A 24,815-nucleotide genomic window follows, 5' to 3' on the forward strand; every position below is an offset into this window, starting at 1 on the left:
ATCGCTTTTACTCAATCGCTGCGATCACATCCCGTGCAATCATCTGTTCTTCGTCGGTTGCAATGACTCGTACTTTTACTGGAAGGATTCCGCTTGATATCACCTCGGCGTTGGTTTCGTTTAGCGTCGGACCGAGTTCGACCCCGAAAAACTGAAGATCTGCGCAGACACGATGTCTAACCTTCGCTGCACGTTCGCCGATTCCTCCCGTAAAAACGAGCGTATCGAGTCCTCCCATGGCGGCGGCGTACGCTCCGATATATTTGCGGACATGGTAGCAAAAGATTGCCACTGCCTCGGCTGCTCGCGCATCAGTTGATTCGCGCTCCAGAAGCAGTTCCATGTCGCCGGAAGTCTCGGAGACCCCCAACAGGCCTGATTCCAGATGGACGACGCGGTTGAACTCTTGAACGGTGATGCTCATGGACCGCAGAAGATACTCAATCAATCCAGGATCAATGTCGCCTGATCGGGTACTCATGGGAATGCCGGCGGCAGGCGTGAATGCCATGCTGGTGTCAATGGGTTTGCCGTCTCGCACCGCCGCCAAGCTTGCGCCGTTGCCCAAATGCGCAAGAACGATTCGTCCCCGCGCTTCCTCGTGATCCAATCGCGCCAAATGGTCCATCAGGTAGGCATAGGAAAGCCCATGAAACCCATAGCGACGCATGCCGAATGCGTCAAATCGTCGCGGCAGCGGCAGTCGCCGCGCAACCGCCGGAAGATCGTGATGGAAGGCCGTGTCGAAGCAAGCCACATGCGGGATATTTGGCAGCCGTCGTTTCAGCGATTCGATCACCTGCAACTCGGACGGCAAATGCTCTGGGTCGTAGATTTCGAGCTGGCGGATATCGTCCAGCAAGTTCGGCGTTATCACCTCCGAAGCCGAATGGTCGGGCCCGCCATGAACGAGACGGTGACCAACGCCTGCGATCGAGGTATCGTTAATCTTGCCCCGTAGGCCAGACATGATCGCAGCAAGTGCGTCATCGTGAGAGCTTGCGACCACTGCTTCGGAGCATGACGCCTCGCCGCCGATCGCAAGGGTGATCTTGGCGTCGGATGCGCCGATGCGCTCGACCTTCGCTGAGGCAAGGCGAACTGGAGCCGAATTTGCTTCGAAGACGGCGACCTTGAGACTCGACGAGCCGGCGTTGACGGCAAGGATCAGACGCTGCATCGGGAATGGGCTGAATACTTCGGACAAGTTTAAGTCCTTCGGTTTGCTCTGAGCATAACTTTCAACTCAGCTCCCACTTCCAGTTCTGAATCTCCGGCATGTCCTCGCCGTGTTCGTTGATGTACTGGCGATGCTCGAATAGCTTATCTCGGAGAGCCTGCTTTAGGTGTGCTGCTCGCGAGCCAAGTTGGGGCAGGCGATCGATGACATCAGTAGCTAAGTGAAAGCGATCAAGATCGTTCAGCACTGCCATATCAAACGGAGTCGTGATTGTCCCTTCTTCTTTATAGCCGCGGACGTGCAAATAAGCGTGATTCGTACGACGGTACGTGAGTCGGTGGATCAGCCACGGATAACCGTGGAATGCGAAGATCACATGCTTGTTTCTCGTGAAGAGCGTATCAAAGTCATAATCGGTCAAACCATGTGGATGTTCGCTGGCAGGTTGGAGCTTCATGAGGTCGACGACATTGACGACGCGAATCTTGAGTTCGGGCAATGCTTGTCGGAGATACTGAACGGCCGCGAGCGTTTCGAGCGTCGGCACGTCCCCGGCGCAGGCCATCACCACGTCAGGCTCGCCATCCTGGTCGTTGCTGGCCCACTCCCACATCCCGATTCCCGCGGAACAATGTGCGATGGCGGCGTCGATGCCAAGCCATTGCGGAGCCGGATGCTTGCCGGCGACGACGACGTTGACGTAGTGCGTGCTACGCAAGCAATGGTCCATCACTGAGAGAAGGCAGTTTGCATCCGGCGGAAAGTAGACGCGAACGATTTCGGCTTTTTTGTTGGCGACGTGGTCGATGAACCCGGGATCTTGATGCGTAAACCCGTTGTGATCCTGGCGCCAGACGTGCGATGCGAGCAGATAGTTCAGGGAGGCGATTGGCCGCCGCCAGGGGATGTTGCGCGTTACCTTCAGCCATTTGGCATGCTGGTTGAACATTGAGTCGACGATGTGAATGAAGGCCTCATAGGAATTGAGCAGTCCGTGCCGACCCGTCAACAAATAACCCTCTAGCCATCCCTCGCACTGGTGCTCGCTGAGCATCTCGATCACTCGGCCTTCGGCAGCCAGATGCTCATCATTCGCTTCGATGGGGGCAAGCCACTGCTTTGAAGTAGCCTCGAAGACGGCGGAAAGCCGGTTCGACGCGGTTTCGTCGGGGGAGAAGATGCGAAAATTGCGATGCGCCTGATTTAGTTTGATTACATCCCTTAGAAATTGTCCTAGCACCTGCGTATCTGACCGATCGACGGAGCCGGGCGATGCAAAGCTAACGGCATACTCTCGGAAGTCAGGCATCCGCAGCGCCTTCATGAGGATACCGCCGTTGGCATGAGGATTGGCGCCCATTCTCCGCTCACCGCGAGGCGCCAACTCGGCCAATTCGGCGAGGAGACGGCCCGACTCGTCGAACAACTCTTCTGGGCGATAACTCCTCATCCATGCTTCTAGGAGCGGTATATGACTGGGCGTCTCGGCCCCTTCGGTGAGCGGCACCTGATGGGATCGACAGGTCCCTTCGATCTGGACGCCGTCGACTACCTTGGGACCTGTCCAACCTTTGGGAGATCGCAACACAATCATCGGCCACGCCGGTACGCCTGAGCAGCCGTCAGTCCGCGCGGCGCGCTGAATCTCTTTGATTCTGCCCACTACCGTATCTAGAGTCGTCGCCATGAGGAGATGCATCGTCGCCGGATCGTCGCCTTCGACGAAAAATGGTTCGTAGCCATATCCCCTCATTAACTCCGCCAACTGATCAGATCCGATTCGAGCCAAGATGGTGGGATTGGCGATCTTGAAACCGTTAAGGTGCAGAATCGGCAAGACGGCCCCATCCGACGCGGGGTTAAGGAACTTGTTGGAGTGCCAGGCAGTGGCCAGCGGGCCAGTCTCTGCCTCGCCGTCGCCAATGACGCAGGCCACGATCAACTCTGGATTGTCGAACACGGCTCCAAACGCATGGCTCAGCGAGTAGCCCAACTCGCCTCCTTCGTGGATCGATCCGGGCGTTTCGGGCGAAACGTGACTTGGAATGCCCCCGGGAAACGAAAACTGCTTGAACAGCTTGGCCACGCCCGCCTCATCCTGGGTCACGTCAGGATAAAACTCGGTGTACGATCCTTCCAGATAGGTGTTGGCCACCAACGCCGGTCCGCCATGTCCCGGCCCCGAGATGTAAATCATGTTCAGATCATACTGCTTGATCACTCGGTTCAAATGGACGTAGGTAAAGTTCTGTCCTGGCGTCGTGCCCCAATGACCCAACAATCTCGCCTTGATGTGCTCGGCCTCTAAGGGCTCGTGAAGCAACGGGTTGCTGCGAAGGTAAATCTGACCGACCGCGAGATAATTGGAGGCCCGCCAATACGCGTCCATCTTGAGTAGCAATTCAGGTGTGGGGCCGGAAGACTCCATAAGCATTGTCCTTTCGCTCGACTGATTCTATCCGATCGCACTTGCTGCAGTGCAACCTATCGCGCAAACCGCGGAAGTCCGTCCCGAGAAAACTGTCCAACAACAGTGCTTCCTCATTAATTGCGATCAGGTCTGCCTGTAACCGCCAGTGCGTACAATTACCTAGACCGGTAGTTTGGGTACATCGGCCATTCGAGGCGGTATGCTCGGGTTTGCGCTATCTATTGAAAAGTCGATCGAGTCGTTCGGGGCGATGGATGCCGTCGATATTGCCATTGCTTCGGTCCTCGTCTACGCGATGCTCTACCTTCTGTGGACAACGCACAATCGAACCCTACTGTTGGCAGCTGCGGGGCTTGTCGGCGTCTACCTGGCGGCCAGTGCTTTTGAACTGTATCTGACGGAATTGGCGTTACGCTCCGCAGCGCTCGGTCTCTTGGTACTCTTCGCAATCGCATTCCAGGAAGATATTCGCCGTGCGATCCTGTTACGTTGGCGGTGGAAAGGCAAGATTCGCGCAGAGGATTGGTTGGCGGGCGAACCGATCGACGAATTGATCGATTTCGTTTCCAAGAGCGCAGAACAACGGGTCGGCGTCCTGGTCGTAATTCAGGGGCACGATGCTCTCGATTCCTTACTCAGGGGAGGAATTACCCTCTCTGCGCCTGTCAACGTCATTCTGCTGCAAAGCATTTTTGACCCTGGCACACCAGGACATGATGGAGCAGTCATCGTGCAGGATGGTCGAATCGTGCGGATGTGCGCGCACCTGCCCTTGTCAAACAACCTTAACGAACTTCGAGGCCGGGGAACGAGGCACAGTGCAGCCCTAGGACTAAGCGAGATGGTCGATTCTCTGATCGTAATCGCCTCGGAGGAGCGAGGAGCGATCAGTGTTGCCTATGGCGGGGCACTCTACGAGGTCACCACGCCAATCGAGCTAAAACAGCGAATCGGTGCGTTCCTCAACGAGAAATATCCCGTACCAAATCAACCTCGATTTGCAGGGCCGCTCGTTGGCCGGCTGGGGTTAAAAGTCGCCGCCGTGACGATTGCGGCCGTCGCGTGGGTGCTCTATGCGAGTCACGCCGATACGATCGAGAGAAGCTTTGCCGTTCCGTTGGAATTTCGGAACGTCCCGAGAAACTTGGTCATGAATGACGACGCTCTGGAAAATGTTCGGGTGACGCTCAATGGCTCCGAACCGGCGTTCGCCCTGCTGACGCCAAACACGCTCGAAGTGCGAGTCGACCTTCAGGGTTTCGAAGCAGGCAAGACGAAAGTCGCTCTGACTTCAAAGAACTGCATCAATCCGTCTGATCTTCAAGTCGTCCACGTTGACCCGAGTGAGCTTGAACTTCAGCTCTCCTCGACAACGGTCCCGACGGGAAAGTCGGCTCCCTAGTCCTTCGCCGACAATTGCAATCACTGCTGCAGTTGGCTCCGGCACAGCCACGCCTGCAGAGGCAGATCATGACTGATTTTCGTCATGACGCCCCCAGCTATAGAACGAGCGCTTTGCCACCTCGGCAGTCCCGACATAAGCTGCGATGACTACCAACAGTATGAGCACTAGATCAAACGAAAGAGGTGCGAATCCGAGCACGCTTGTCCAGGCCATGAACGGCAATATGGCCGCAGCGCTGACCATCAACACATTCGCTACGAGTAGCAGTCGGCCGGGCGGGCTTTTCCAAAACGGCCGACGAGTACGTACTACTAGCACCACAAGACATGCGGAAATGAGTGATTCGAAGAACCATGCGGTGCGGAACTGCGCTTGACTGACGCCCAGCTTCAACAGAATTCCGAACGTCACAAGATCAAAAAGGGAGCTTAGAGTTCCGAAAACCAGCATAAATCTTCGAATGAAGGCGATATCCCAGCGACGCGGGGACGTTAGCATTTCTTCGTCCACGAGATCGTCGGCAATTGCCATCTCCGGAAAATCGGCCATCAAATTGAGAAGTAGTATCTGTTTCGGCAGCAGCGGAAGAAAAGGAAGGAACAATGACGCGCCTGCCATGCTAAACATGTTCCCAAAGTTGGCGCTGGTTGCCATGAACACATACTTCATTGTGTTGGCAAAAGTTTCTCGTCCCGCGCGGACGCCTTGAACCAGGACGTTGAGGTCGCGCTCCATCAAGACGATGTCAGCCGCCTCCTTCGCGACATCTACTGCTTGATCGACCGAAATGCCGACATCGGCCGCATGCAGAGCGGATGCATCGTTGATGCCGTCACCAAGGTAGCCGACGACTTCTCCAGCCTTCTTCAGCGCGAGAATGATCCGCTCCTTCTGGTTCGGTTCGATCTCCGCAAAGACGCTCGTCTCCCCTGCACGGTGCAGAAGGGCGTCATCGCTTAATTGCCGCAATTCACTGCCCGTCATCAATGCCGACTCGGGCAGTCCCACCTGCTTCGCGACGAATGCCGCTACATGGCGATTGTCGCCCGTAATCATCTTGAGCGTAATTCCCAGCTTCGTAATATGCTCGATTGTTTCCTTGATCTCGGGTTTTGGCGGATCCTCTAAAACTAGAAACCCAAGAAACAACATGTTCTCCTCAAGCTCGCGTTCCGATGGCAAGTTCACCTCAAAGCGCCGTTCAGCGACTCCCAAAGTGCGAAGCCCTTGCCCACTCAGCTCACAGTATTTGTCGTGGATCCTTTCTGAGAATTCGCTTATATCGGCCTCAACGCCATTGCTCAGCTTAACTCGATTACAGACGCACAGCAGATTGTCGACTGCACCTTTGCTAATCATCCAGTGCGTTCCACCATTCTCGACCACTACCGTCAGCCGTTTGCGTATGAAGTCGTAGGGGAATTCGTCAACCTTTCGATACGTTGACGGTGCAGTCGATTGACATTTGCGAACGGCGTCGTCGATTGGATTTGTAAAGCCCGCTTGCAGCGACGCGTTGATGTATGCAGCGTGAAGCGGTAATTCGCTCGGCGCTCCGATCGGATCCAAAGTCGAATGAATAGTGACGATTCCCGCTGTAAGCGTCCCCGTTTTATCACAGCAAAGCACATTCATGCTGCCGAAATCTTCGATAGAGGACAACCGTCGCACGATTACCTTAAGGGTCGCCATGCGACGAGCACCGTTCGCCAGAGTGACGCTAATAATCGCGGGTAACAATTGAGGGGTGAGCCCTACGGCCAGCGCCAAAGCAAACATTAGTGCTTCGAGCGGGTTATGCTTCAATAGCACGTTGACGGCAAAGATCACGATGAGCAAGATCGTCGTGACCTCCATCAGCAGGTAACCGAACTGTCGCACTCCACGCTCAAAATCCGTTTCCGGCGGTCGCAGTTCAAGGCGTTGCGAGATCTTACCGAACTCGGTGGCGGAGCCGGTGAAGATGACAAGTGCCTTCGCTGCACCGCTCACCACATGCGTTCCAGAGAAGAGCACATTGCTCCTTTCTGCGAGTAGTGCCTCCGCGGGAAGCACGCCTGAACGCTTTTCGGTTGGAAATGACTCACCAGTAAGAGCCGCCTCATCGACGTGTAGCTCGTTGGCCTCAAGTAGAAGGCAGTCGCCGGGAATCGTAGCTCCTGCAGACAATACGACTACATCACCGGGCACAATCTGATCCGAAGGTATCTCGATGCTCCGTCCATCTCGATATACCGTGCTCTTAGTGGATACCAGAGCCAGAAGCTTTTCGAGGGCGTTAGCAGCGCCTCGCTCTTGCCAGAAGCCAAGAACGGCTCCGGCAATGACAATTATAAGTACTATGACAGCATTAATTGTGTCATGCAGGAAGATCGAAAGTGCCGCAGCAGCAATCAGGATTAGCGTGATTGGACTTTTGAACTGCAAAAAGAATAATCGCAGCCCAGCATGTCGCTTTCGTTTGGATGATTTGGGCGCCAATTCGTGCAATCGCTGTTCGGCTACCATGCTCGATAGCCCCTCGACGCTGGATTGCAACCGTAGGATTAACTCGTCAGCGGTCGACGACCAGAACGTCCTCTCCTGTTCGATATCCGTCATACCGAACACCTCTAGTTAGTGCTTGCACCACATCGCCCATTAGCACGAATTGTAGTAAATCGAGTCCGACATCGATCGTAGCCAGTTAAGAAACGTCGACACGCTATCAACGGACGCGCGTCACTCAACGAGTGCGAGAAGAATCGCACTGCACTGCTCCTGTGCGGAATCCAAGCACCATTGTGACGGGCGAAGCCAGTGGCGAGGTCGGTTGACCGGTAGTTAATAAAACCCGCCTGCATAACCTGCGGTCCGTGCAGTGTAATGAGGGCGATGCTTTTGGTCTCAGGTCGAACAATCGCGACATGTCCAGAACGGCGGACATCGGGGTTCTCAAACACAGCGACGACCAGTTCTCCTTGATTGCTCAGGCATTGCGATTCGACAGCGCTGCCAACGGGCCGCCATCCGACATTTCGGCCGCCAACGCCCGCTAGCCATTCGAATTGAGCGTTGGCCAAAAGCTCCAGCGCATGCTCCGGAGGATGAAGCAAATAGATCCCGAACCTCTCAGCAACGGCGGCGGCAAATGCGCTGCAATGGGTTTCATCCTCTCGAAGCGGAGTTCCCTCCTGTTCACCGATTGGCGCTCCAGTCCGCCAATCAATGCGTAGATCACTGCGAAGCCATTGATGCTCAACATCCATCTTGTCGAGCTTTGCGGCCAGAAGCTTGCCTGCCGGGGTTACGCAAATTATTTGCACACGATTCGCGCGCTCATAGCAGGAACTCGGGTCGTCGCCTGCGAAAGTCCGGGCCCCGCAGTGAATGCCAAGAATTACAACTAGCAAACGCCGCATGGAGTGCCTAACGGTCAACAATTGGGAGGCGTCACCTTGATTCCCGAGGCCAGGCCAATGGCGTTGGTGCGTCTCGTTCATGGTTTCAAGCCACACATAATCCTAGATGAATTCCAGACTCAGTGCTTCTGCCACATCCATCGGAACAGGGTCTTGCGCGAACGGATGCCGCTCATCTCTCAAACGACCGAACGCTAAGACTATAGAAGGACCCAATGCAGCGACTAGACGCCGCACTGGGTCTGATGGAACGCGGGCTCACCTACCGGCTCTGTGCGGTGGCACGTTGTCCCACACGAGCCGTTTTCGTGGCGTCAGCCTTGAGCTGAGTCATAATTTTCTTTGCCGCAGCCATATGAGCCTCAGTCGTCTTCTCGCCTTCAGCGATCACCTTCTGGAGTTCAGGAGAGGCGAAACTGTTACTGCCTCGAAGCTGGGCCAGCATACCGACGTGTGCGCCAAGCTGTTGACCAATGAAAGCCTGGTCGAATTCGGCCCCTTTATACTCACCAAGCTCCTTTTCAGTGAGTGAAAGGCACTCACTCTTCACCTGCTGAAGCAGCCCAATCGCGGCATGATTCTGCCCTTCATGCGCAACAGTTGCGCCGTTCTTACCCGCAGAGAGTTGCAGGTCGGCGACTTCGGGCGCCGCCTTCTTAATCATAGCCACGGCATTCGTGTGCGCCGCCACTAGCGCCTTGGCAAACTCCTTCACATCCGCATGCTCGGCGTGCTGTTCCGCAAACTGCGCGAGGGCGATCTCCTCTTGATTGCCCAGCAACATGCACGCAGCGATCTCGTGGTCGAGTCCTTCGTGGCCCGACTGATTTGTCCCCTTCGTCTCTCCATACGCTGTCGCGACGCAAAGCATGCATCCCAATGCCGTTATGATGGAAATTCTCATTTCACTCACTCTCACTTTCTTACAGGTGTGTTTCGTAACAATTGGCGACTGCTTGTGGTGTGGGCGCAACTCCTTTCAAGTGATTCGCATCATGCCGGAGGACGTTCACTAACTTGTGAAGCGGTGTCTAAACGGCGATTTGACGCTCACGCAGCAATCTCTGCGTCTTATGGCCGTGCAATGCGCGTACCGACAAATCGACAGAAGCCATTCCACACGGCGAGTAGATCCATCTCGCAGAGAGCGAGATCGAGAAGACGACAGCTATGACGATGGTTATATCCGAATCAAGCTGACTGCGTGTCGACCAGTAGCCAGCGTCACCGTATCGCGCCTTCGGCCTGAAGAGCGGCTGGTTGGCATTTGCGAATCATTTCTTGAGAATCAGGCGATACTTGCAGGCATTGCGAGAGCAATCCGATCACGCTGCCACTCAATAGGCAAGCCGCACGGGTGCGGCCGTACTTTAAGAGAACGCGAACGAGACTCTCCAAGTAGGCGGGCTTGTACGCCGCACGATCACTGCCACACAGAATCTGGTTGGCCGCTTTAATGGCCAGTGCGTCCGCCAATGATTCACAGGAGACCACTTCACCAGTTAGAGCAGCATCAAATCCGTCATCTGATAAAAATGAGTTTCCACATCGCATGTCAATGCTCCTCACCGCTGGAACTGAAACACAGGCATTATTGTCGCGCTGAGCAGAGGAGGACGTAAGGTCTGTCTGACTAAATGTCGCGAATGTAATTTAGAAGAGTGTCTAGTTCACTAAACCGGTAAGAGAACAATTGCGCGATAACTTCCTATCTGCCCACGTATTTGCGCGAAGACTTCAATTAACGTTTATTGCGGGCGCGACACTCTGGGGCCGTCGAAAGCGTGAAAATCAGCATTTCCTCGGCCGTTCTCGTGCTGATGTCATGGTGTAATGACACCACAGAGACTTCTACAATGCTTTCGACCATAGCCTCCATTATTGGTCGCGCGGTCTCGATTAGGTGGGTCCTGACTTGCTTGAGCAGATCCCGCCCTTTGTCCGCCGGAAGTGAAGCAACGAGATGCTGCTCGGCCGCCGTTAGCACTCCTTGAAGGCGGACAAGTACTAAATCGCCTAAGAGGAATGTTCGAATATCACTCGGACCTCTTCCCATATGTTCAAGTTCAAAGCGAGAAATCCCTTCGCAAATCGCTGCTTCGATTTCGCCGATTGACTTCATGCTTGCCCCGTAAATGGCCGCCCAGCTCACGCAACTAGGTTTATGCAACGTTTATCGCAACAACGACAGGACTACGCTGAGGGGATGCAGCATAATTGCATTACGAACAATTTAAACTAGTTAGGGGTGTTCATTTCTTAGTCCTGAGCTAGAGTCTAACTACTGAGTCGCTCGCACAAGTCGACGCCATCGAAAAGGGTTTCGAAAGCGAAGCGAGTGACCTGTATGCTCGGATGACTAGATAAAGAGCAGTTCGGCTAAGGCTGGGCGACTCGTTAGCAAGTAAGCCGACGTGTTTGAACGCTAAATAGGCGTTCAATTACGTCGGCTTTTTTCGTTGTTGCCCGCAGCATTGCCCGCGACAACAAAGGACCAATCCATCGTGTCATCGTCCACACAATCGGCTGCAGAGCAGATCGCTAAAATAGCCAAGGCCATGCAGCAACAACGCACTGGTCACGCTCCGAAGGCCGTCACGGTCGTCATGGGCGAAGATACGCTCGTAGTCACCTTACTCGATGCGTTGTCACCCGCAGAGAGAGCTTTGGCACAAAGTCCAGAGGGAATGGCTCAGGTGCAAGAGTACCATCGTCGGCTCTTCACGAGTTCCAACGACGAGATGCGACGAGAGATCGCCCGAATCACTGGCCGGGAAGTTCGCGAGGCGGCCGCCGAGATCGAACCGTCTACAGGAACTGTTGTGCATGCATTTACGTCCGGCGCAATGGTGCAGGTCTATCTGCTCACGTCGCAGACGACCGCAGAGGCCGAACGTGGCGGCGACGCGCAAGACAGACTTGGTCGCGCTGAGGATGAAGGACTTCACTCAGTCCCTGGATGAACATGGCATTGATGAGTGACGCGACCAGTCAACCCAATGACAAATTGAACACAATATGATGAATTTCCAATCCCAGAATCGGCAAGCTTTGCCTGCGGCGTCGCCGCAGCACGCCGAGCACATGAAATTCCTCAATTTGAAGGAGAAATGACGATGCGATATCAAATGTCCCTTACGGCGGCGATCATCGTATGCGCGTTGGCGAGCGCGAGTCTGGCGGATCCTCTTCAGAAGCCGTCGCAGATCGCTCCCGGCAGTCATCGGGAAGCAAGCCATCACGTCATGTACTTGCATCATCGGCACATATTGGATCATAGCCACGTGTTGCATGATCACGCCATGCATCATGCGACCCAACACACCGCGATCGATCCGAAGACGGCAATAACTCATTCGGACGAGATTCGTCGCCAGCTCAACGCTGCAAAGTCGCAGGTGAAGGAGCTTGAGGCATCGCTGACGGCAAGCGAGCAGGCCGAAGCCAAGAAGCACGTAGAGGTCATGCGCAGTCAGCATGCCGAAGCAGATAAGCACCAAACGGAGCTGAACGCAGAGGTGGCGAAAGCCAAGCCTGACGCGGCTAAAATCGCCGAGCAGACTGCAGCCGTCCAAAGGGCTGTCACGACGGCGAATGCCGCGCATGCGGCGATGATGAAGTCACAAGGCGTAACACCCCCAAAGACGGCGACAGACACGTCAGTCGTCGTTAAGAAATAGAAAACGCACTCAATCGATTGGCTTGCGTGCCGTGGGGCTGCGCGGACACCACGTTGTCGACGGCTACGCAAGTCAATTGATGTTCGGCGGGATCATGGGTTGCCAGGACGATGATCGTCACAAGTCAAGTTGCCTGAATTTGGCTCAAGCGCACGTTCAATTTCGAAGGGATATTCGAATGACATGTTCTATTCTGATTGTTGACGACGAGTGTGAACAACTACGTGCGATGACCACGTTGCTCAGCCGACGAGGCTTCCGTGTTGCGAGCGCATCGAACTCGCGTCAAGCACTTGCCGAAGTAGAGCGGTGTGAGTTCCAGATAGCATTACTCGATCTCAGCCTGCCAGACATGGACGGAATAGAGTTGATGCGACGACTCAAACGAATCCAGAGTGATATGCAAATCATCATTCTCTCTGGTTATGACTATCCGCTGTGTCAAGCAAAGTCGGAAGGTGCGTTCGCCGTCATTACAAAACCATGCTATCTGGCAGTACTAGAGACCACTATTAAGCATGCTTGCGAGCAAGTTAGTGATGAGTCCTCAGTCGAGAGCCCATCAACGGTCTGTTCCATGTAACTCAGCGGCGCTACCAAGCGGTTAAGCGATCCACGGTCAGGCATTCGAATTTTCACTTATTACTCAATGGGACGCACGGTGGATACTACGCAAGAGGATCGATCGCCAGCTATCAACTCGGTTGAACGCGACGTGCGCGAACTCCTATCCGCATCTGTTCATTTTACTGGCCGGATCAAAGAGTTTACGTTTACCCATGTTGACGAAGTGCTTATCATCGAGGGGATCGTACCGACGTACTATTTGAAACAACTGCTACAGGAGCTACTCGGGAAACTTCACTACATCCAACAAATTGATAATCGTGTCGAGGTAATCTGCTGTGATGGATTGAGCGGCGACCGCACAGTTGGAAGCCACGCGCAGACAACCGCCAATGCAGCAAAGAATTCCGCGAAAGAAGTAACCGAGTGAAACTGTCACCGTGTTTGGCTGCGCCAGTAACACTGTTATCCACGAGCAGACCAAAGCATGAGCGATACTGACCTGTTCTTTAAATGTTGAGCTGATCCTGCTTTTCGGTGGCGGTGGAGCCTATTAGTCGCGCAGTCGCCGGTAATGAGCCCGAAGCTCGATTATGAACCACCCTTGAGCATCGGTTGTTTCGATTGTTTTGTTGAAATCAAGGTGACTTATGCTATGGACTGTTCTGCTGATCTTACTCGTGATGTGGGCCTTGGGGCTCGGGTTTGGTGTCGCGGGTAACTTGGTCCACGTCCTTCTAGTTATCGCCCTCGTGGTGCTGGTCGTGCAGCTACTTCAAGGTCGAAGGGTAGTCTGAAATCGCGTGAGGAGAGACTTCACGATCGTCTAAGTAGGTGCGTTGCGTACCATAGTCTGCATTCGCTAGTTTCTGCCGATCGAAAACGATCCACGTGCGAATGCCACTTTCGGCGCGGCGCATTACGTCGCAATTTGCCATGTTTGTCGTAAGAGCTTCATCGGCGGGTCGTCACCCCGGAATTGCCAGTCCCATGATTTCTCGATAAAGTAGGATTCGATCATGGTCCCGGTGATTCGCGGGTGCCGGGCCAACGATCGCACGATTCGCCAGACGAGTTTCGGATTCGTGTACAAGCCACTCATCATACGGGCCATTCGGTAATCGTTGGCCTGCTTGTAGCCCGCCGTGCCGTCGACCTCTGCTTTTAAGGCGAAAAATGGCGATGCGCATTTCTCAAGCTGTCGATCCACTGGATAATAGCCTCCCATCCAGTTGTGCAGCAGGCTGAAGTGGCGGCGATCCGAGCCGCGGGGATGGCGCCCCCAGGGGGTAAGCAGATACTCGGGTTTCACTTCGCGCTTCACGTGGATGGCCGTCGTGACGTACCGGGCATCAGGGACGGCAGGGGCAAGCAACCGATGCACGATGTCGAATGACTCGCAGTAGATCGCGTCCATCTTGCCCGCCTGCACATCCTCGGGTTGGACCCAATGCTCCAGCGATCCATTCGCGATTACCCCGTCGAACTGGCCGTACCACTCCGTGGCGGTTAGCAAATCACGGTAGTTGCAGCAATAAACATGAGCGCCATGTTCGTTACAGTAGCGCACTTGCTCCGAGGAGATGTTGATGCCGACGGCGACGGCTCCGCGCGCTATGGCCAGTTGGAGCAGGTGTCCGTAACCACAGCCGATTTCTAGTAGTCGAAAGCCGGGACGGGTGCAGCCGACTTGATCGAGCAGGTAGTTAAGCTGGCGGTCGATTCCTGCTTCAAGCGTTGTGTCAGTCGGCAGATATTCGCCGTCGGCCAGATCGCGGATTCCGACTGCTTCGGCAGCGTGAACCATCGTGTAACAAAGCTTCACCAGCTTCGTCGGAGCCACCCGCGGGCGCGGCTGGGGCAAGCTACTGAGGTCAGTGGATGGCCTGATTGGCGCACATTCGACGGTAGACATCGGACTCTCCTTGAAACGACAGGATTGCCTAGCAAATGTCTTAGCGTACCGATCAGGCAAATGTCACACAAAAATCGTAGTGTCGGAATTGTCGTGGTTGAAATGTGCGTGGTGCCGGTGATCGCAACTGGAACGCTTTCCACACAAAGGGATGACATACCGGCATTTAGCAATTAAAGTGCAATAGTTACGATCACCCAGGAACAGGCATCCATGACGACACTGGCAGAAGCTCTGAAAGAAGAAATCCGCCGTTTGGCGCGCAAGGAAATTAAAGCGGCGACTCAAGTGACCGCGAGAGCGGTAGCGCAACATCGGCGAGAGATTGCCAAGCTCAAACGACAGATTCGCGAGCAGGAGAAGAGGATCGCCTCTCTCCAGAAGGGTAAACCCTCACCGCAAAAGATTGACGAGTCCGTACGATTTTCGGCTCGCTCGGTGAAGGCGCAACGGACGCGACTGGGGCTCTCAGCCGCTGACTATGCCCGTCTTGTAGGCGTGTCGTCGCTGACCATCTACAACTGGGAGCACGGCAAGTCGCGCCCTCGTCAAGAACAGCTGGCTCAGTTGGTTGCGGTGCGCGGCATTGGTAAGCGAGAGGCGCTGAGACGACTGGAAGACAGTGGCAAGCGTGCGGCTTAGCGATTCCAAGGCGCCTTCAATTAAGCATCCGCTGATCGAGCGCGGTGCGCCAGCCTTCGCATCGCTCCAACGCGTCATGCTGGCAAGGCTGACTTGATCTTGAGTTCCGGTAAAGAATGATGCCGACGACAGGGCAATTGATTTAATGAAACAGCGGAAGTCAATTGCAATCTTGTCACCGGTCGCATGGCGAACGCCACCCCGCCAATATGGCGCTTGGGAAACCGTTGCCAGCAATCTCGCCGAAGGATTGGTAGCGCGAGGCTGGGATGTGACGTTGTTTGCCACCGGAGATTCGGTCACTCAGGCCCAATTGCGATCAGTAGTGCCTACGGGATACGAAGAGGATCGCAGCGTCGATCCCAAGGTCGCCGAATGCTTGCATATCTCGGAAGCGTTCGAGCACGCCGAAGAATTCGATTTGATTCACAGTCACTATGACTTCATGGCGCTGACGTACAGCCGCCTCGTTCATACTCCAGTGTTAACGACCATTCATGGTTTTTCATCGCCGCAGATTATGCCTGTCTACGAAAAGTATCGAGACGGGTATTTCGTCTCGATAAGCGACTCAGATCGACATCCAAGCTTACGATACCTGGCTACCGTCTATAACGGCATCGACTTATCCCTCTACCCGCTGAACGATCAGCGTGGCGGCGATTTGGTCTTCTTGGGCCGAATTCACCCGGACAAAGGCGTCCATCTAGCCATCGATGTCGCTAGACGAAGTGGACGACGCCTAATCATCGCGGGAATCATTCAAGACGATGCTTACTTTCGTGAGAAAGTCGAACCTTTCATCGACGGATTCAACGTGTCCTATATTGGACCGGTCGATGTTGAGGGCAAAAACAAGCTCTTTTCACAAGCGGCGGCTGTTTTGCATCTCAATACGATCCCCGAACGATTTGGATTGGTGCTTGTGGAAGCTAATGCCGCAGGCGTCCCGGTGATAGCTATGGATTGCGGCTCATGTCGGGAAGTCATCGCCGACGGTCAGACGGGTTTTGTCGTCAGAGACATTTCGCAGGCGGTCGAGGCAGTTGAGAGGACGGGAGAGATAAGTCCCAAAGACTGCCGTCGGCGCGTTGAGCAACTCTTCTCAGTGGATGCGATGGTGCAATCCTATGAACGGGTTTATGCGCAGATCTTTGAACGGGAAGCGCCTAAGCGAGCTTGAGCGGGGGATATGGCGCGGTCGCATCCAATAGATCCGAAAGTCGATACCGAGCGACGCCTGTCGAGGTGTCCGCAGCGCCATAATAGACATCCACAAATTCACCTCGACTCAACATGGCGGTCGGAAAGACGATGTTCGGTAGATAACCATATCGTTCAAAATCGGCCTCAGCGCGCATAACTGGTTGCGGCGACATGCCAAGGATGCGGGCGGGATCTTCAATCGCTTGCAGCATTGCCGCCGCCGCGTACTCCCCAATGTCATGCTGACCAGACGACTCTGGAATTGGCTTAATATGGCCGTGGTACAGCGAAAGCCAGCCGGCTGACGTGTGGAGCGGCGGAGTGCCTCCTCCCACTTTCACGTTGGCCCAATGGGCTTCGCTCCCCATTAGTCGTTCGTGACTTCCCCAATGGATCAAATCTGGCGAACGCGCCAGCCACATTTCAGGCGGTGAAAGGCGTCCGTTCGGATTGGGACGGTGAAACGCAACGAACTCATCGCCGATCTTCTCTGGAAAGAGGATGACATCCTTATTCTCGGGGCAAAAAATAATTCCGTGGCGCTCGAATGACTCAAAGTTAGTGGTCGAGGCAAGTGCCGTAGAGATGCCAAATGGCGAGACTGCCACGTACGTGAAGAAGTAGCGATCATTGAGCTTGGCGAGCCTTGGATCCTCGACGCCAAACGTCTCATACTTCGTTGCTGGCAACATCCGCTCTTCGCCGAATCGAGTGATCGTCAACCCATCCTGGCTAAATGCAGGCAATAGGTAAGAGATGAAAGTTAGCCTGATGCACCCGTTAGATTTGAGCCGCACAATGCGGCGATCAACCATCTCCACGTTGCTCAGCGGTTGCCAATCAATGGAAATCGCTCCCTGGAGGTGATCCCAGTAAGGCAGTGCAATAAAGCCGGATTTCTTTTGGAGTGGCTGTTCAACGACGCGGATTAGAAGAGCGACTCCACCATCATATTCAATGGCCGCTGGATTGAATGTGCCAATGACTTCAAAGCCTTCAAATTGTGAACTGAGATCCGCCGGTTTGACGAGCAAGCGAGTAAGGATTCTTGATGGGATGGTCATTTGTTTTCCACTGGCCGAGATTGCGGATGCGGCGACCAAGGGGCAATCGGCAGTGCTAGCCTCGATCGAGTTGGGGACAACTCGAAGTGGTGTAGCCTAATGCTAGGGATCGCCAATAGCTAGATGAAGGCATGGAATGAAGCCATTCGCGGTCAACTTCTATTTTGGACATCCCACAGTAAGATGGTAGCTAACTTATCTCGACATCATCTTATCAGTTACCATGACCGAACACGAACAAGCGGCCGTTCTCAGCCGACGCCTTGGCGAGAATCGAAAGATCAAGGTTCAACTGGCGAGTCAATCGGCGATGGCTCGCCGCGAAGAATCCCAAGCGAGATCGCGTTACGCGTTTCGCTATTGGCAGCGAATACTGCGACGGCCAGCACAGGACTACAATCTCTGGCCGCTTGGGGTGATCCTCGTGGGATCGATTGCATGCGGCGTCCTTCCGTTTTTAGTCGCCCAAGCGGCTACAGGCTCTTTCGGCATCGCGTTCATTCCGTTCCTGGTCATCGAGGGAACGTCCGGGGCGCTCATGGCGTGGCTGCTGTTTGTGCCGAATGACGTTCAATTGGCAATGCTTATTCAGAATGCTGAGTTGCGTCTACGAACTGCCAAAGAAACCGCCGAGGCCTTGGGCGTCGAACTATCGAACGTCGATCGAGTCATTCGTGTCGACCAACAATCGCTCGACGCCATTTTAAAGTCGGTTCAGTATCAGCGTGAGGAACTACTGAAAGAGAATTGGCGCGCGATGCGCGACACGGATTGGGAGCAATTCCTGGCCCGAGCGTTTCGGCTTTTAGGCGCAACTGTGGAGACGACGCGAGTGACCGGCGACCAGGGAGTCGATCTGGTCGTCGAGATCGGACCGCTTCGATATGCGATTCAAGCGAAGGGTTATTACAGTTCCGTGGGCAATGGCGCAGTTCAGGAAGCTGTGGCTGGAATGGCGCACTACCGATGTAACGCCTGCGCTGTGATCACCAATAGCCGCTTCACGGGGAGCGCTGAGATACTTGCTGCGAGTAATCGATGCAAGCTGATTGGCGAGGAACATATTGCGGACTTGGTGCTGGGGAAGTTGGTAATTTGAGGGGCGTCGGCGATGCCACATTGCAGTTTGCCCAAGACGTTGGTGCTACCCTAACGCTCGTGAGAGTTCTTTTGTCATGCCGACCCGCCCTTCAATTAGCGCATCCCACGCATCCAAACAACGATTCACGATTTTCAAATCAGCGGCATCATTTCCCTGTTCGTACAAGCGAAGCAGTATTTCTTGGAACTGTGACACGTCATGCATACCTCCCTTGCGAGGATCGCGGGAAGACTCCCTAAGAGGACCAACGAACTGATCGCAAATCGTCAGGAGCACTTCGGCAAATGGCAAAAGACTCCCTGCGTATTCTCGTAAGGCATACATGAGCACACTTGGATCGTCCAAAAATGCTTTCGACTTAACGAACACAGTCATCAGGTCGACGCCGCCAGGCAATGATAATACATCCGGCTTGCGCGCAAATCTGGAAACTGCGTTTCGCACCTCTGCATCGTCGTCCTCTACAAGCGATTCGATGAGCACTCTGCACTTGTCGAAGTAATCCGAATCGGCCGAAAAATCGACCGCCACTTTTGCTAGCCCTCGGCGATGCACCACGCTGCCTTGAATGCATTCTTTCACTTCATCTGAAAAGCAGTCATGGAAAAGCCATCGTGCTGCGACTTCCATAGCTCCTTGCTCAGCGACCTCGTCGTGCTCGGCCTTCAGCATTTGAGTGATAATCGGCGAGAATTTCTCCCGGTGCCGAATCATGCCGACATTGAAGTAGTACGGGGCACCCCTTGATGCTGCTACGCGAAGATCGTCAGATGCGGCGCGTAAGAAGCACGATATCGCGAAATCCTCATCTACAGAGAGAAATGAAAGGCACATTCTGACCGCTGCGACGCGAACGGCAGGATGAGGATCGGTGCAAAGTCGTTCGATAGTCTCGCGGAAGAACTCAACTAATTCCGGTGTCGCCTGCAGTTGTTCGCCAATTGCCATCGCAGCGACGCCACGAACGCAGTTCAATGCCTCCGTCTCTAAATCATTGACTGCGACCTCCGGCTCATCGGGACTATTGCCGCCCTTCTTGCGGCGAGGTCTGTCGCCTTCCGGGCTTGGATGGCTGGTGGCATACTCAATCAGCGTTTCAAGGGTGGATTCGGACCAGTGGTCCTGCGGTCGTTCAAATAGCAGCCAGCAGAATTGGCGAGCGTAAGACCCATCATTCTCTTTACCGAACGAGTCCAGTACCTTTTCGATCGTTTCGGTATCAACTGGTTGCCATGTGAGTTTTTCGCTTTCAGGAATATTCTGGGGTTGGGTTTCTTTAATCGCTTCCAGCATCGCTGTTTTGTATTCGACTGGCGAGCCACTCGGAAATTGCGTCGCCAGTCGACCGAACCGTTTCGGAAATCTCTTTGCGATTCCGCATAGCTGACGAGAAAATTGAAATACGCTCGACTCTTCGACATAGCCATCTCGGTAACGTCGGGTTCTTCCTCGCACTCTTGGCAGCTGATGGTTTTGAATGATTTCTAACCAGGAGCGGTCAGAAATGCGGTGGAGCGCACCGGCTAGCGTTGACGTAACTGTCCCTCCTTGGGGCTCTGAACGACGAACGAAGCGACGTTCAGAGTAGTCCGCGAACTTGCGTTCTAAAACACCAATCAGGCCGGTTATGTCTTCGGAGCGTCTGTGAGAACACAGAGCACGCAGTGAAAAATACTGAGCGCGGCCCCAGTAGTCGCCATAGTAGCCTCGTTTCCAACAAGGGAGCGAGTACTTAGCGTCACGCAGCTCACTAGGCGAGTGATAACGCTGCAAAGTCACTTCAAGTTGCTGAAATAAATCATCATTGCAATGTGGTGACAATGCAGAAATCAGGCGTGCCGTCGGCATCCATTCAGGTTCATTTTCGCCAGTACCCACACTCAAAAGAGTCGGGTCACTAAGTATCCAAGCGATCCCCTGATCTGCCACGCGATCGGGCAAATCGGCATAAGTTTCGATCAGCAGGAACCTGACGACCGCGGAATCACTACATCGCAGTGATTCGGTTGCTTTCCAAAAAACGTCGGCGTCGACTACTGCTGCGTGTTTACCCGCGCTGATGGCTAGAGTCACGAGTACGTTAGGGACGGATTCTAAACCTCGGCGACGCTCGAAGCGGTCGCCGTCTAACCACAACTCTAATGCGTCGTCCTCAGTCTCACTTCCCTGCGGGTAGAGCCGAACAATATGGCCAACCAAGCTATTCCAAGAATCATGGGGCGATTCTTGTACAGCGATGGCAAGATGCTTAATATCCTCGTGCGACCACGCCTCAAATTCCGCTTTCCCGCGGCTTCTAAGTGCGTCTTGTGGCAGATCTTCAGGCTGCCACGACGACACAATTGCCTCAAGCAGCCTCCACGCTCTTTGCAGAGATAAGTTGTCCCAATTCACGTATCCTGCAAATACGCCTTGCCTCGCCAATCTCAGCCGCAACTCGAACATCACATCCGAATCGTCCTCTACATTCCATGACAAGCACCCATGGATTTGCGGCAACCAGTCGCCGCCGCGCTCCACGTAAGGTTCAAGGACAGCAGTAACTGCATCGGCCATGGGCTTGGGAGATGAACGTAGAATCCAAAGCGCCGTATTACGCTTCTCTTCGGATTCCAACAAGACATTCATTGTCTTGCTCTCAATCAAAGCAGTAATGAATGGGGCATGACAGACATAGGTGGTAGCAACCACATGCTCTTCCCAGACTTTGTGGTCCGATATTTCTTTCAGATAAACCAGAAGACTTGTGGAAGGCGAGTCAAGTTCTCCGATGACCTCTAAGCACAAGTGCTTCAAGTGAAAGCGCACTTTCTCACTCGCAATTATCTCCATAATGATATCAAGAAAGCGCGAAGGAGACTCTTCGCTCAACAGGCAAAGAGCTTGTCGAACTTGTTCTCGTCGAAACAACGACTGCTTTTCCGCGCCGCCTAGCCAAGCACCAACGTTCTGTTCCGCAGAGTGAAGTTGTCGTACCACTCGACTGGCGATCTGATAGTCAAGATAGCTTTGATGGCCGAACGTTACTTGACCATTGCTCTCCTGGAGCAGCCCAACATGTAGTAGACCGTCCCGCACTGACGCGTTCGATAGAAGGCTTCTTGGAGCAGCTACGCTTCCGCGATCCATGTAATCCAAGACTGGTTGAATTGCGGCCTCGACATCAGCCGAGGAAAGTCCCAAACGCCCTAACTCACGGAGACGGTCATCCCAGTATTCTCGCATTAATTGAACGCGATTTTGGAATTCGAATGCGCCGCGTGATCGAACAATTCGAACCCACATTGCTAAATGTTGAGGCGACTCCAAAATCTGCAGCTGTCGCTCTGAGAGAGTGACCGTTGCGACCTGCTGTACTACTGAAGTAACCGTTTCCCTTGGAAATGGAGCTATTTCAACTTCGGCTACGTTCCCATTGTTCTTCTCTGTAGCGATCCAGTTTTTTATTTCTGGATCATTTCTGAGATCATAACTGCGGCAGGCAAGGACAACGCTGATCTGCTTTCCACCTCCTCGTAGATGTCTGACCTCGCGCAGAATGGCACGACACACCTCCAATGCGTTCATTGAGTGACGAGATGTCCAGCGGATGGCATCAAGTTGATCAAGAATGAGCACTGCCGCCCCAGCGCTAGCGATGGCATCAAGACAATGCACAGGGGATTCAGGCAGGCCCAAGTTGACACCGAACTGCCTTGAGTTGTTTTCCGGCGTCTGCCGATCCAACCGGATTGGCAGAAAAACAATGCCTTCCTCTCGAAGTCTTTCGGTTAACTCAAGTAAAACACCACTTTTTCCGTGCCCGGGGCTTCCATGAAGTACGATAACGCCATGCTTCTTAGTTGCATTGACTACTTCGACTGCCTCCTGTCGTGCAATCAGCTTATCGTCAATCAAGTCGGAACCAATCGATTCGCGGAATTGCCGTTGCAGCGCCTGGATCGCCGGCATAACTCGATCATCTGAAGATAGTTTGCGAGGGTGGAGGCCTCTGGATTCGAGATAGCCCCACACCAGCGGAGTATCGATAGGTTTCCGAAGCATTTCGTGCGCTAGTCCGGACAGCACCGAAATGACTGTTGCCGGGTCGCCCGTTACCAACACCTGCGCGAGACCATTGAGGTCTCTACGCGAAGTGTTTGTATCTGGCCAATGCTCAATGAAAATCCGTTGGAGATAGGTAAAGGCCGTGTAGCGATCGTCTGTTGAATCACTATCGAGGTCCAGGTAATCGCAGAATGCCCGAAATGCCTGCCGCCGGTCTTCGCCAATCGCCTGAATTTGATTTGCGTAAAAGTTTTCCGAGTCGCCGGCCGAATTGCGTGCACTCTTGCAAATGTCGTGAACTATCGTTGCAGAAATGGCTGTGACGAGTGCAAATTCATATGTTGGATCACGGGCAAGCTGTGTCTGAATCCCACGTAGAATTCCTCTATTGGCTAAGTCGCTGAGCGACCAATGATCTCGGCTTACGTTGCGGACTTTGCACTGCTGGGCTTGGCGTACGCCGTTCTTTTGAACAATCCATAAATCTGTTCCCACTTCGTCTTCTCCGACTGCTTCTACAGTTACGGAGGACAACTCTTCGTTCAGGACGCGCAACAACTGCCGGGCGACCCAAAGGTCCTCATAGCGATTTCCAACCTTATCAGCGTAGCCGCCGGGCTCCAGAGCCATTATTATTCCCCAAGATTCTCGATCAGAAGCATTGGTCCAGATGGTTACCCCACGCACAATATAGCCATCTGGTATACGAATTGGCAGCGAACGGAGATTGACTCAGCATCGCTGAGGTTATCGCGGACCGACTTCACTCCTCTCGCCGTCCTCACAAGACCGTGACCGACTTTCCGACCACAGCGGGGCAGACCACACAATCGCCCATAACCTGCTTGTTGACGCACGCGACAATGAATCTAGTGGCAAAGCTGGAAGTGATTTACGCTCCGAGGTGAATTCGCCGCACCTCTCAACGTTTGACGCGTCAGTGCTCTGAAAAATTGCGCAATCAGCGGGGAAGGGGCCGGGCGAAGCTAGGGTCGTTTAAATCGGTTGTAATTATCTTATTTGACCCTCCCCCTCCCGTCAAGCCAGCAATCGAAGCACGCTCGTCGCACTCCATGCCTTCCCTGTGCGGGTAAGCATCCCACCATCAGTCAAGTGATTGGCAATCGCAACCAACGTCTCACCTGCATCGCGGAGCTTGCGTGCGAGGGGTAAGGCGAGACTTGCGTGCCTGTGAGCTGCCTGTATGTTGGCTACTGTGCCCTTGCGTCGTGCCGATTCGGTGAGGTTGGCCGGCTTGCCGAGCACAGTACCTCTGGCCTTCGCACGTGCCAGCGCGTCCTTGGTCCGCTGACTGATGCGCTTGGCCTCATCTTCGGCTACAGCGCTCAAGATATGAACGGTCAGTGGCGTTGCATTTGGGTTGTCGCAGGCGACGAAGGGCACGCGTGCCTCCATCAAGTTCGCCACAAAGGCGACGTTTCTCGCGAGTCTGTCGAGCTTGGCGATCACGAGCGTCGCCCTTTGGCGACGACAAGCAGCAATGGCCCGAGCCAGCTCGGGCCGGTCGGCTCGCTTGCCTGTCTCTACTTCGATGAACTCTGACGCGATGGTAGCCGAGTTGGATTGAGCGAACGCAGTTACAGCGGCCTGCTGAGCCTCCAGACCGAGCCCTGACGCGGCTTGCTTGTTGGTTGAGACACGGACGTAGGCGATGATCTTCATGTTGACTCCCTCTGGTGATACTCAATTTTACATCGCACGAACGAACGTTGAAGCGATGTAACGAGAGAATTTGGGAAATATCGGAGTCGATAGTACGCTATTGGCGCCTCAAGCTGCGTCGCCGCGTTGACCACGATTGGCGCCACCGTCAGCACGATCGTCGGTACGACGGCGGCTTGAGAGGGTCGAGGCGCCGCTGCCGAGTTGAGCGATGTGAGCGGCTGGCAGATCGGACGGTGGGTCGACCTCGGCTTAAACCTGAGCTTGCGCTCAACCGCGTACAACCGCGCGAGAGTGGTGCATTCGCGCAAAGCGCCGGAGATTAGCGCCGTGATGTGACGTTCGGCGCGCCGCGAATGAGCGAAGGAATACCGACTTGGCTATTGCGTTCGCATTCTCGAACACCGACTCAGGTCACGACGCCACACTGAAGGCGGTCCCGCCTGTCCGGCCGAGGCGTCGCTCATCGAGACCCGTCCCCGTCACCAGCCC

At 54.3% G+C, this 24,815-nt stretch carries 19 protein-coding genes; 9 read left to right on the plus strand and 10 right to left on the minus strand.

Annotated elements, in window-relative coordinates; translation table 11 throughout:
• Positions 1–7: 7 nt before the first annotated feature.
• Together ACQY7R_RS15525 and ACQY7R_RS15530 are read right to left on the minus strand one after the other, a co-directional pair.
• Positions 8–1,207, minus strand: a complete 1,200-nt coding sequence (locus ACQY7R_RS15525; protein WP_428306497.1) for an acetate/propionate family kinase — start codon at positions 1,205–1,207, stop codon at positions 8–10.
• 34 nt (positions 1,208–1,241) lie between these two features.
• Positions 1,242–3,608 (minus strand): phosphoketolase family protein, encoded by a 2,367-nt coding sequence (locus tag ACQY7R_RS15530; protein ID WP_428306498.1) that lies wholly within the window; start codon positions 3,606–3,608, stop codon positions 1,242–1,244.
• A 202-nt stretch (positions 3,609–3,810) separates the two neighbouring features.
• Here ACQY7R_RS15530 and ACQY7R_RS15535 point away from each other — a divergent pair, with 202 nt between their 5' ends.
• Positions 3,811–5,013, plus strand: a complete 1,203-nt coding sequence (locus ACQY7R_RS15535; RefSeq protein WP_428306499.1) for a diadenylate cyclase — start codon at positions 3,811–3,813, stop codon at positions 5,011–5,013.
• Between the two features lie 66 nt (positions 5,014–5,079).
• Here ACQY7R_RS15535 and mgtA read toward each other — a convergent pair whose 3' ends face one another.
• The 4 genes from mgtA to ACQY7R_RS15555 all read right to left on the minus strand — a co-directional run bounded on the left by mgtA (position 5,080) and on the right by ACQY7R_RS15555 (position 10,539).
• On the minus strand, positions 5,080–7,617 hold the full coding sequence (gene mgtA, locus ACQY7R_RS15540; RefSeq protein ID WP_428306500.1) for a magnesium-translocating P-type ATPase: 2,538 nt from the start codon (positions 7,615–7,617) through the stop codon (positions 5,080–5,082).
• Positions 7,618–8,679: 1,062 nt separating this feature from the next.
• Positions 8,680–9,321 (minus strand): DUF4142 domain-containing protein, encoded by a 642-nt coding sequence (locus ACQY7R_RS15545; RefSeq protein ID WP_428306501.1) that lies wholly within the window; start codon positions 9,319–9,321, stop codon positions 8,680–8,682.
• A 320-nt stretch (positions 9,322–9,641) separates the two neighbouring features.
• On the minus strand, positions 9,642–9,971 hold the full coding sequence (locus ACQY7R_RS15550; protein ID WP_428306502.1) for a hypothetical protein: 330 nt from the start codon (positions 9,969–9,971) through the stop codon (positions 9,642–9,644).
• 187 nt (positions 9,972–10,158) lie between these two features.
• Positions 10,159–10,539: a DUF2294 domain-containing protein gene (locus ACQY7R_RS15555; RefSeq protein ID WP_428306503.1), complete on the minus strand. Its 381-nt coding sequence runs from the start codon at positions 10,537–10,539 to the stop codon at positions 10,159–10,161.
• A gap of 382 nt (positions 10,540–10,921) precedes the next feature.
• Here ACQY7R_RS15555 and ACQY7R_RS15560 point away from each other — a divergent pair, with 382 nt between their 5' ends.
• The 5 genes from ACQY7R_RS15560 (at position 10,922) to ACQY7R_RS15580 (ending at position 13,461) form a co-directional block, all read left to right on the plus strand.
• Positions 10,922–11,380 carry a DUF2294 domain-containing protein gene (locus tag ACQY7R_RS15560; RefSeq protein ID WP_428306504.1) on the plus strand — a complete coding sequence of 153 codons (459 nt, stop codon included), beginning with the start codon at positions 10,922–10,924 and terminating at the stop codon, positions 11,378–11,380.
• Between the two features lie 153 nt (positions 11,381–11,533).
• Positions 11,534–12,097 (plus strand): hypothetical protein, encoded by a 564-nt coding sequence (locus tag ACQY7R_RS15565; protein ID WP_428306505.1) that lies wholly within the window; start codon positions 11,534–11,536, stop codon positions 12,095–12,097.
• 178 nt (positions 12,098–12,275) lie between these two features.
• Entirely contained in the window at positions 12,276–12,680 is a 405-nt protein-coding gene (locus tag ACQY7R_RS15570) for a response regulator (RefSeq protein ID WP_428306506.1), read from the plus strand.
• 78 nt (positions 12,681–12,758) lie between these two features.
• Positions 12,759–13,094, plus strand: coding sequence for a hypothetical protein (locus ACQY7R_RS15575; protein WP_428306507.1), 336 nt, complete (start codon positions 12,759–12,761; stop codon positions 13,092–13,094).
• A gap of 220 nt (positions 13,095–13,314) precedes the next feature.
• A complete protein-coding gene (locus ACQY7R_RS15580) occupies positions 13,315–13,461 on the plus strand; it encodes a lmo0937 family membrane protein (protein WP_428306508.1) in 147 nt (48 codons plus the stop codon).
• Positions 13,462–13,583: 122 nt separating this feature from the next.
• Here ACQY7R_RS15580 and ACQY7R_RS15585 read toward each other — a convergent pair whose 3' ends face one another.
• Positions 13,584–14,579: an SAM-dependent methyltransferase gene (locus ACQY7R_RS15585; protein ID WP_428306509.1), complete on the minus strand. Its 996-nt coding sequence runs from the start codon at positions 14,577–14,579 to the stop codon at positions 13,584–13,586.
• A gap of 213 nt (positions 14,580–14,792) precedes the next feature.
• On the opposite strand from ACQY7R_RS15585, the gene ACQY7R_RS15590 reads away from it, so the two are divergent.
• Together ACQY7R_RS15590 and ACQY7R_RS15595 are read left to right on the plus strand one after the other, a co-directional pair.
• Positions 14,793–15,221 carry a helix-turn-helix domain-containing protein gene (locus ACQY7R_RS15590; protein WP_428306510.1) on the plus strand — a complete coding sequence of 143 codons (429 nt, stop codon included), beginning with the start codon at positions 14,793–14,795 and terminating at the stop codon, positions 15,219–15,221.
• Between the two features lie 145 nt (positions 15,222–15,366).
• Entirely contained in the window at positions 15,367–16,404 is a 1,038-nt protein-coding gene (locus tag ACQY7R_RS15595) for a glycosyltransferase family 4 protein (protein ID WP_428306511.1), read from the plus strand.
• Here the strand turns inward: ACQY7R_RS15595 and ACQY7R_RS15600 are convergent.
• Entirely contained in the window at positions 16,391–17,491 is a 1,101-nt protein-coding gene (locus ACQY7R_RS15600) for a glycosidase (RefSeq protein ID WP_428306512.1), read from the minus strand. The two genes, ACQY7R_RS15595 and ACQY7R_RS15600, sit on opposite strands and share 14 nt — an antisense overlap.
• A gap of 310 nt (positions 17,492–17,801) precedes the next feature.
• On the opposite strand from ACQY7R_RS15600, the gene ACQY7R_RS15605 reads away from it, so the two are divergent.
• A complete protein-coding gene (locus ACQY7R_RS15605; protein WP_428306513.1) occupies positions 17,802–18,590 on the plus strand; it encodes a restriction endonuclease in 789 nt (262 codons plus the stop codon).
• 45 nt (positions 18,591–18,635) lie between these two features.
• Here ACQY7R_RS15605 and ACQY7R_RS15610 read toward each other — a convergent pair whose 3' ends face one another.
• Together ACQY7R_RS15610 and ACQY7R_RS15615 are read right to left on the minus strand one after the other, a co-directional pair.
• Positions 18,636–23,270: an NACHT domain-containing protein gene (locus ACQY7R_RS15610; protein ID WP_428306514.1), complete on the minus strand. Its 4,635-nt coding sequence runs from the start codon at positions 23,268–23,270 to the stop codon at positions 18,636–18,638.
• Positions 23,271–23,678: 408 nt separating this feature from the next.
• Complete coding sequence (locus tag ACQY7R_RS15615) at positions 23,679–24,323, minus strand: recombinase family protein (protein WP_428306515.1); 645 nt, start codon at positions 24,321–24,323, stop codon at positions 23,679–23,681.
• Between the last annotated feature and the right edge of the window lie 492 nt (positions 24,324–24,815).

Source organism: Lacipirellula sp., assembly GCF_965279485.1.
GTDB lineage: Bacteria > Planctomycetota > Planctomycetia > Pirellulales > Lacipirellulaceae > Lacipirellula.

What these genes read in the sequence shown, in the direction of transcription:
- ACQY7R_RS15565 (WP_428306505.1), top strand. Translation starts at nt 11,534, where the DNA reads ATGCGATATCAAATGTCCCTTACGGCGGCGATCATCGTATGCGCGTTG.
- ACQY7R_RS15595 (WP_428306511.1), top strand. Translation starts at nt 15,367, where the DNA reads ATGAAACAGCGGAAGTCAATTGCAATCTTGTCACCGGTCGCATGGCGA.
- ACQY7R_RS15535 (WP_428306499.1), top strand. Translation starts at nt 3,811, where the DNA reads ATGCTCGGGTTTGCGCTATCTATTGAAAAGTCGATCGAGTCGTTCGGG.
- ACQY7R_RS15550 (WP_428306502.1), bottom strand. Translation starts at nt 9,971, where the DNA reads ATGCGATGTGGAAACTCATTTTTATCAGATGACGGATTTGATGCTGCT.
- ACQY7R_RS15555 (WP_428306503.1), bottom strand. Translation starts at nt 10,539, where the DNA reads ATGAAGTCAATCGGCGAAATCGAAGCAGCGATTTGCGAAGGGATTTCT.
- ACQY7R_RS15530 (WP_428306498.1), bottom strand. Translation starts at nt 3,608, where the DNA reads ATGGAGTCTTCCGGCCCCACACCTGAATTGCTACTCAAGATGGACGCG.
- ACQY7R_RS15545 (WP_428306501.1), bottom strand. Translation starts at nt 9,321, where the DNA reads ATGAGAATTTCCATCATAACGGCATTGGGATGCATGCTTTGCGTCGCG.
- ACQY7R_RS15590 (WP_428306510.1), top strand. Translation starts at nt 14,793, where the DNA reads ATGACGACACTGGCAGAAGCTCTGAAAGAAGAAATCCGCCGTTTGGCG.
- ACQY7R_RS15605 (WP_428306513.1), top strand. Translation starts at nt 17,802, where the DNA reads ATGGCTCGCCGCGAAGAATCCCAAGCGAGATCGCGTTACGCGTTTCGC.
- mgtA (WP_428306500.1), bottom strand. Translation starts at nt 7,617, where the DNA reads ATGACGGATATCGAACAGGAGAGGACGTTCTGGTCGTCGACCGCTGAC.
- ACQY7R_RS15615 (WP_428306515.1), bottom strand. Translation starts at nt 24,323, where the DNA reads ATGAAGATCATCGCCTACGTCCGTGTCTCAACCAACAAGCAAGCCGCG.
- ACQY7R_RS15585 (WP_428306509.1), bottom strand. Translation starts at nt 14,579, where the DNA reads ATGTCTACCGTCGAATGTGCGCCAATCAGGCCATCCACTGACCTCAGT.
- ACQY7R_RS15570 (WP_428306506.1), top strand. Translation starts at nt 12,276, where the DNA reads ATGACATGTTCTATTCTGATTGTTGACGACGAGTGTGAACAACTACGT.
- ACQY7R_RS15610 (WP_428306514.1), bottom strand. Translation starts at nt 23,270, where the DNA reads ATGGCTCTGGAGCCCGGCGGCTACGCTGATAAGGTTGGAAATCGCTAT.
- ACQY7R_RS15600 (WP_428306512.1), bottom strand. Translation starts at nt 17,491, where the DNA reads ATGACCATCCCATCAAGAATCCTTACTCGCTTGCTCGTCAAACCGGCG.
- ACQY7R_RS15580 (WP_428306508.1), top strand. Translation starts at nt 13,315, where the DNA reads ATGCTATGGACTGTTCTGCTGATCTTACTCGTGATGTGGGCCTTGGGG.